Here is a 1,529-nt window from a genome sequence, read left to right on the forward strand (position 1 = left end):
TATTTTGTTGAAAAACTCCCGCTTGTGATCGTGCTGAAGTCCTGATTCAGTTTTCCGCAGGCGGGCGGAGACGTTGCGATGATGGGCGAGCGGACGGTGATGCAGGAGGCGCTGTTTTACAGCTTCCGCATTGAGGATCACGTGCCTGCGGATCACCTGCTGCGCTCGATCGATCGGTTCGTCGATCTGTCCGGTATCCGCGAGCACCTGAAGCCGTTCTACAGTGAGACGGGCCGCCCATCGATCGATCCGGAGTTGATGATCCGGATGCTAATCGTCGGCTATTGCATGGGCATCCGCTCGGAGCGGCGGTTGTGCGAGGAGGTGCATCTCAATCTAGCCTATCGCTGGTTCTGCCGGCTCGATCTCGATGGCGCGGTGCCCGATCACTCGACCTTCTCGAAGAACCGGCACGGTCGGTTCCGCGACAGCGACCTGTTGCGCAAGCTGTTCGAGCTGACCGTCGAGCGCTGCATGGCCGAAGGGCTGGTGGGCGCCCAGGGGTTCGCGGTCGATGCCAGCCTGATCCGCGCCGATGTGCATCGCCAGCGATCGGTGCCGGGCGAAGAAGGTCTGCCGCCCGAAGCGGCGGGCCGCGCCGTTGCCGAGTATCTCGACGTTCTCGACGATGCCGCGTTCGGCGGATCGACGCCGGTGACACCCAAGCGCATCAACCTGACCGATCCCGCCTCGCGCTGGACCGCGGCGACACGGGGATCGGCCTTCTATGCCTACTCGACCAACTACCTGATCGATCTCGACCATGCGGTGATCGTCGATGTCGAGGCGACGACCGCGATCCGGCAAGCCGAGGTGACCGCCCAGCGCCGGATGATCGAACGCACGCAAGAGCGCTTCGGCCTGTGGCCCGAGAAGCTCGTGGCCGATACAGCGTACGGCTCCGCGCCGAATCTTGCCTGGCTGGTCGAGGATCGGGGCATCGAGCCGCACATCCCGGTGTTCGACAAGTCCGCCCGCAGTGACGAGACCCTCGAGCGATCCGCCTTCACCTTCGATCATGAGGACGACAGCTACATCTGCCCTGGCGGCAATCGCTTGCGCCCATCGAACCGCAACTTCAGCACGCCGCGTCCGCTCGCCAATGCCGATGGCTTCATCCGCTATCGCGCCCGTGAGAAGGACTGCGCAGCCTGCGGGCTCAAGCAACGGTGCACCCCGAAGATGGCCGCGCGTAAGATCATGCGCTCGGTCCATGAAGGCGCGCGCGACATGGCCCGGAATATCGCCACCAGCGACGCCTACCTCGTCTCACGCCGCCAGCGGAAGAAGGTCGAGATGCTGTTCGCCCACCTCAAACGCATCCTGAAGCTGGACCGCTTACGCCTGCGCGGTCCGAATGGCGCAAAAGACGAGTTCCACCTCGCCGCCGCCGCCCAGAACCTCCGCAAGCTGGCGAAAATGCGGTCGATCCCGGGGCTCGCAACGGCCTGAGCGGGAGCAGACCTCCGCTCGACCGCCATCAATACCTGCTTTAGCCCGTCGCCAGCAGCGACTTCTTCAACAGAATA

Annotated in this window: 1 protein-coding gene; it reads left to right on the top strand. The window is 63.8% G+C overall.

Annotation, left to right across the window (positions count from 1 at the left end):
* Positions 1–78: 78 nt before the first annotated feature.
* Positions 79–1,452 (top strand): IS1182 family transposase, encoded by a 1,374-nt coding sequence (locus tag SPR01S_RS20970; RefSeq protein ID WP_066593793.1) that lies wholly within the window; start codon positions 79–81, stop codon positions 1,450–1,452.
* The last annotated feature ends 77 nt before the right edge of the window (positions 1,453–1,529 follow it).

This window comes from Sphingomonas pruni NBRC 15498, from assembly GCF_001598455.1.
Lineage (GTDB): Bacteria > Pseudomonadota > Alphaproteobacteria > Sphingomonadales > Sphingomonadaceae > Sphingomonas > Sphingomonas pruni.